Here is a 5,213-nt window from a genome sequence, read left to right on the forward strand (position 1 = left end):
GTCTCCCACCGCCCTGGAGGACGCCCGCCCTGGAGGACGCCCGCCCTGGAGGACGCTCCCCCCGGCGGGGACGATGGGAGATCTGCGCTAGGCGCCGTCTTCGTCCTGGTGCTCGTCCTCGTCGTCGTCCGGTGGATCGGCCGTCTGCCAGGTGGCGACGACGAGGGGGAGGAGCACGTGCGTCGCCAGCATGGCGAACAGGATCAGGAACAGCGCCGCGCCGGGGATCTGCGACTCGCGCCCCTCGGTGTCGACGGCGCTCGTGATGATCAGCACGGCGGCCAGCACGAACGTGGTCGCGCGGTGCGCGGTCGCGTACGCGCGGAGCCGCGCGAGGAGCTGCCGCTCGTCGAGTTCGTGCTCGCGCTTGGACGTGAGGCCCCGGGTCACCGCCATCAGCTGGCCCGCGAGCGGGAACCCGACCACGATCAGGATCCCGAGGATCACGAAGTTCGCGATCATGGCGGTGTCGCTCGGCGCCAGCACCCACGACACGGCGGCGTCCACCCAGAACAGGCCGAGTGTGACCGCGCCCGCCCCCGCCAGGATCCGGCGGGGCCGCTGCCGCGCGTAGCGGGCGGGCAGCCGGCTCTCCAACTGCTCGTCTAGGGCTGCGAGGCGGGCCGCGCGCTTGTGCCGGGACCGCTCCAGCCACCCGGTGGAGCGCTTGGTCATGACGTGCCTCCGATTCGGGGGAAGGGTTTCAGGGAGAAGACGACCTCGACCGGCACCTCGAAGTACTCGGCGATGCGCAGGGCCAGGTGCAGGCTGGGGCTGTACTCGCCCCGCTCCAGGTAGCCGACCGTCTGGTAGTGGACGCCCAGCGCGGCGGCCAGGTCGCGGCGCGAGACGCCGCGCTCGGCCCTCAGCACCGGGATGCGGTTGTAGACGGTCTCCTTGTCGGCGGACACCGCGCCAGTCTTCCGGATCACGGCCGGCACCTCCGCACCGCGGCCGGTACTGGCGCCCGCCGGGTCACAGCGCGCCCTGGGCGGCGCGGCGCTCGCGGCGCTCGGCCAGCCGGGCGCCGGACTCGCGCCGGGTCGCGCGCAGCAGCACCCACGGCGCCAGCAGCAGCCCCGCGGCGGCCCACGCCCCGAGGACGGCGGCGGTCTCCGGCAGCCGCCACGTCCCGCCGATCTCGGCGGCCGCCATCGCGTCCGGCAGGAACACCGCCCGCAGCCCGAGCCCCTGCCAGTACAGCGGGAAGAACTGCGCGACGGTCTGCACGGCCTCCGGCAGCCGCGCCACCGGGAACATCACCCCGGAGACGACCATGAGCGCCATCACCGGCAGCGACAGGATGCTCGCGGCGTTGCGCGGGCCGGGGAGCAGCGCCCCGAGGGCCGCGCCGACCGGCACGACCGACAGCGTGCCGAGCGCGAGCACCCACGCCAGGGTCAGCCAGTCGGCGGGCGAGCCCGGCAGCCGGAGCCCGGCGACCGCCGCGCCCGCGGCCAGCATCAGCAGCACGTACCCGGCGATCTGCAGCAGCACCGACACCGCGCGCCCGACCAGGTAGGCCGCGGGCCCGCCGGGCACCGTGCGCAGCCGCAGCAGCGTCCCCTCCTCGCGGTCGGCCGCGATGCCCATCGGCAGGTTCAGCAGCGCCGCGGAGAACACCGAGAACGCGATGAACCCCGCGGTCATCAGGACGGCCTGGGACTCCCCGGTGCCCTCCACGACGGTGTCGCCCTGCCAGCGGACCAGCAGCACGTACACCCCGACCGTGCCGATCAGCGTGGACGCCAGCTCCCGGCGGCTGCTCAGGTACTGGACGTGCTCCGTCCAGCCGCGGCGCAGCCCGATCCTCATCGCCCGCATGCTCGGCGCGCTCATCACGCGGCCTCCTTCCGTGACACGAGATCGAGATAGCTCTGCTCCAGCGTCGGGCGCCGGATCTCCAGGCCCGGGACGGGCCCGCCGAACCGCCGGTGCAGGTCGAACGCCAGCCGGGACGGGTCGGACGTCCGCTCGGTGCGGCGCGCGCCGTCCTCCAGCCAGCGCACCTCCGACGCCGCCTGCACCACCGACGCCAGCCCGGACGGGGTGCCGCAGACGCGCACGGCGCCGTCGACGAGGATCGCGATCCGGTCGGCGAGCCGCTCCGCCTCGGCGAGGTCGTGCGTCGTGAGCAGCACGGTCATGCCCTCCTCCCGCGCGAGCCGCTCGACCAGCCCGTGGAATTCGCGGCGCGCCTCCGGGTCGAAGCCGGCGGTCGGCTCGTCCAGGAACAGCAGCTCGGGGCGGCCCACGATGCCGAGCGCGATGTCGAGCCGCCGACGCTGGCCGCCCGACAGCCGCCCGACCAGCTGCCCGGCCTGCGCGGTGAGGCCCAGGGCGGCCAGCAGCTCGTCCGGGTCGCGCGGCCGCGGGTAGAACGCGGCGATGTGCGCGAGCAGCGCCCGCACGCGCCAGCGCGGATGGTCCTGCCAGTCCTGCAGGACGATGCCGAGCCGCGCCCGCCAGGCGTCCCCGCCCGTCCCGGGGTCGGCGCCGAGCACCGCGACCTCGCCGGACGAGCGGCGCCGGAACCCCTCCAGGATCTCGATCGTGGTCGTCTTCCCGGCGCCGTTCGGCCCGAGCAGGGCCACCACCTCGCCGGCCGCGACGTCGAGGTCGACGCCGCGCAACACCTCGGCGCGGCCGTAGCGCATCCGCAGGTTCCGCGCCCGGACCACCGGCTCGCTCATCTGACGCCCACCCCCATACAGGAACTTGGATCATCGACCCGACCCCTACTTCCGTTGATAGTAGAAGTACTACATCCCATCGCAGTCTCGCAAGAGGACGGACCCTGGCAGGATGGACATGTGCGACTGGCGAAACCATGCGAGCGCCCCGTCCCGTGGACTCCGGGCACGCGCTCGGCGAACGCGCTCCTGGCCGGCGGCTCGTTCGCGCTCATGGCCGTGCTGACGCTCGTGTCGATCCGCACGGGCGCGTCCACGCGGATGCCCTTCTACGGCTGGGCGCTGATGGCGGTCGCCTGCGCGGCGCTGTACTTCCGACTGAGCCACCCGGTCACGGTCGCCGTCGTCACGTTCTTCGCCTGCGGCGCCTACTACCCGCTGGTGGAACCGGACGGCCCGCTCGTGCTCACCTTCGTGCTCGCGCTCTACACGGCGGCGGCCGAAGGGCACCTCGCGGCGGCCTCCGTGCTCGCGGCGGTCTCGATCGCGGGCTCGGTGGCCGCCGACCGGCAGGACGACATCAACCACCTCGCCGACGCGGCGTCCTTCCTGCTCGCCGGCTGGTTCGTCGCCGTCGTCGCGATCGGCGGCGTCGTCCGCAACCGCCGCGCCTACCTGCGCGAGGCCGAGGAGCGCGCCCGGGTCGCCGAGCGCGGCCGGGAGGCCGAGGCCCGCCGCCGCGCCGTCGAGGAGCGGCTGCGCATCGCCCGCGAGCTGCACGACGTCCTCGGCCACAACATCTCGCTGATCAACGTGCAGGCCGCCGCCGCGCTGCACGGCCTGCGCCGCGAACCCGAGCGCGCCGAGACGGCCCTCACCGCGATCAAGAAGGCGAGCAAGGAGACGCTCCGCGAGATGCGCGCCACCCTCGGCGTCCTGCGGCAGGTCGACGAGGCCGCGCCGGTCGCGCCCGCCCCCGGCCTCGCTCGGCTGGACGAGTTGACCGCCGGCATCGCCGCCGCCGGCCTGACGATCCGTACCGAGACGGAGGGCGAACCGCGCACCCTGCCCGCCGAGGCCGACCTCGCCGCGTACAGGATCGTCCAGGAGGCCCTCACGAACGTGACCCGGCACAGCGCCGCGTCCACCGCCGTCGTCCGCGTCGCCTACGCCGACGGGCACGTGACGGTCACCGTGGAGGACGACGGGAAGCAGCCGCCGGGCGCACCGTCCGAGGACGGCAGCGGCATCCGCGGGATGCGCGACCGCGCCGAGTCCCTCGGCGGCACCCTGGAGGCCGGCCCCGGCCCGGACGGCGGCTTCACCGTCCGCGCCCGCCTCCCGCTCTAGCCCGCGCCGATGAGTTTCCGGCGCGGCCGGAGTCACCACCGGCATGACCACTGAGCACACACTTCGCACTCCTGAAGCCGACCTCGTGTACGACGTCCACGGGCCGCTGCCGGCCGCCGGCGGGCGACCGCCGCTGCTGACGATCGGGCAGCCGATGGACGCCACCGGCTTCCGCACGCTGGCGTCGCACCTCCCCGACCGCACCGTGGTCGCCTACGACCCGCGCGGCCTCGGCCGGAGCACCCGCAAGGACGGCCGGGACGACCACGGCCCCGTCACCCAGGCCGGTGACGTGCACGCCCTCATCGAGGCGCTCGGCGGGGGCCCGGTCGACATGTTCGCCAGCAGCGGCGGCGCGGTGACCGCGCTCGCCCTCGTGGCCGCGCACCCCGCCGACGTCGGCGTCCTGGTGGCGCACGAGCCGCCGCTCCTCCCGCTGCTGCCGGACGCCGCGGCCGCCGCGCGCGCCCGCGCCGCCGTCCGGGACGCGTACGAGAGCAAGGGGTGGGGCGCCGGCATGGCGGCCTTCATCGCGATGACGTCATGGAAGGGCGAGTTCACCGACGCGTACTTCGCCCAGCCCGCGCCGGACCCCGCCATGTTCGGGATGCCCGCCGAGGACGACGGCACCCGCGGCGACCCGCTGCTGTCCGACCGGTCGTGGGCCGTCAGCGACTACCGGCCCGACGCCGCAGCGCTCAAGGCCGCGCCCACGCGGATCGTGATCGCGGTGGGCGAGGAGTCCGACGGCATCCTGACCGGACGCACCTCCCTCGCGGCCGCCGAACTGCTCGGCCAGGACGCGACGGTGTTCCCGAGCCACCACGGCGGCTTCCTCGGCGGCGAGTTCGGCCAGGCCGGCCAGCCCGAACGCTTCGCCGAAAAACTCCGCGAAGTCCTCAACGCGCCCTAATGCCCCGACACCCTGACCTGACGCCCCGACACCCTGCCCTGACGCCCTGTCGCCCTGACCTGACGCCCTGACGACCAGGGCCGAGCGATGCGGCGCGCATGTCTGTGACTCCCCGCCGGGCGGCGCAGTCGGTCAGGGGGCGCAGTTGGTCAGGGGGCGTGGCTTGTCAGTTGGGCTCGTCAGTCGGGGGTGTCGTCTTGGGTGGCGAGGGCCTCGTAGGCGGGGGCCAGGACGTCCGGGAGGGAGCGGCGGCGGATCTTGACCGGCGGGGGAGTGGCCACCTGGAGGACGAAGCCGGGCGGGACCCGGGTGTGAGC

6 protein-coding genes are annotated in these 5,213 nt (G+C 74.7%); 2 read left to right on the forward strand and 4 right to left on the reverse strand.

Translation table 11 applies throughout. The features are described from left to right. Window positions 1-87: 87 nt before the first annotated feature. From ETD96_RS40975 to ETD96_RS40990, 4 genes are read right to left on the reverse strand one after another with little or no spacing between them, the layout of a single operon-like run. Entirely contained in the window at window positions 88-675 is a 588-nt protein-coding gene (locus ETD96_RS40975; protein WP_138641866.1) for a hypothetical protein, read from the reverse strand. Continuing rightward, window positions 672-932, reverse strand: coding sequence for a helix-turn-helix transcriptional regulator (locus tag ETD96_RS40980; protein ID WP_217711284.1), 261 nt, complete (start codon window positions 930-932; stop codon window positions 672-674). Before ETD96_RS40980 ends, ETD96_RS40975 begins: the two co-directional genes overlap by 4 nt. 43 nt (window positions 933-975) lie before the next feature. Further along, window positions 976-1,839: an ABC transporter permease gene (locus tag ETD96_RS40985; protein WP_138641867.1), complete on the reverse strand. Its 864-nt coding sequence runs from the start codon at window positions 1,837-1,839 to the stop codon at window positions 976-978. Further along, a complete protein-coding gene (locus tag ETD96_RS40990) occupies window positions 1,839-2,693 on the reverse strand; it encodes an ABC transporter ATP-binding protein (protein ID WP_138641868.1) in 855 nt (284 codons plus the stop codon). The genes ETD96_RS40985 and ETD96_RS40990 overlap by 1 nt, the downstream gene beginning before the upstream one ends. Before the next feature lie 120 nt (window positions 2,694-2,813). Here ETD96_RS40990 and ETD96_RS40995 point away from each other — a divergent pair, with 120 nt between their 5' ends. Together ETD96_RS40995 and ETD96_RS41000 are read left to right on the forward strand one after the other, a co-directional pair. Further along, window positions 2,814-3,983 (forward strand): sensor histidine kinase, encoded by a 1,170-nt coding sequence (locus tag ETD96_RS40995; RefSeq protein WP_240808585.1) that lies wholly within the window; start codon window positions 2,814-2,816, stop codon window positions 3,981-3,983. 43 nt (window positions 3,984-4,026) lie between these two features. Then, the gene (locus ETD96_RS41000) at window positions 4,027-4,896 is read left to right on the forward strand and encodes an alpha/beta fold hydrolase (protein WP_138641869.1); all 870 of its coding nucleotides are present in this window, start codon (window positions 4,027-4,029) and stop codon (window positions 4,894-4,896) included. The last annotated feature ends 317 nt before the right edge of the window (window positions 4,897-5,213 follow it).

The organism is Actinomadura geliboluensis (genome assembly GCF_005889745.1).
Taxonomy (GTDB): Bacteria; Actinomycetota; Actinomycetes; order Streptosporangiales; family Streptosporangiaceae; genus Spirillospora; species Spirillospora geliboluensis.

Excerpts from the sequence above, each read along its gene's own strand:
- ETD96_RS40975 (WP_138641866.1), bottom strand. The coding sequence starts at position 675 with ATGACCAAGCGCTCCACCGGGTGGCTGGAGCGGTCCCGGCACAAGCGC.
- ETD96_RS40985 (WP_138641867.1), bottom strand. The coding sequence starts at position 1,839 with ATGAGCGCGCCGAGCATGCGGGCGATGAGGATCGGGCTGCGCCGCGGC.
- ETD96_RS40990 (WP_138641868.1), bottom strand. The coding sequence starts at position 2,693 with ATGAGCGAGCCGGTGGTCCGGGCGCGGAACCTGCGGATGCGCTACGGC.
- ETD96_RS41000 (WP_138641869.1), top strand. The coding sequence starts at position 4,027 with ATGACCACTGAGCACACACTTCGCACTCCTGAAGCCGACCTCGTGTAC.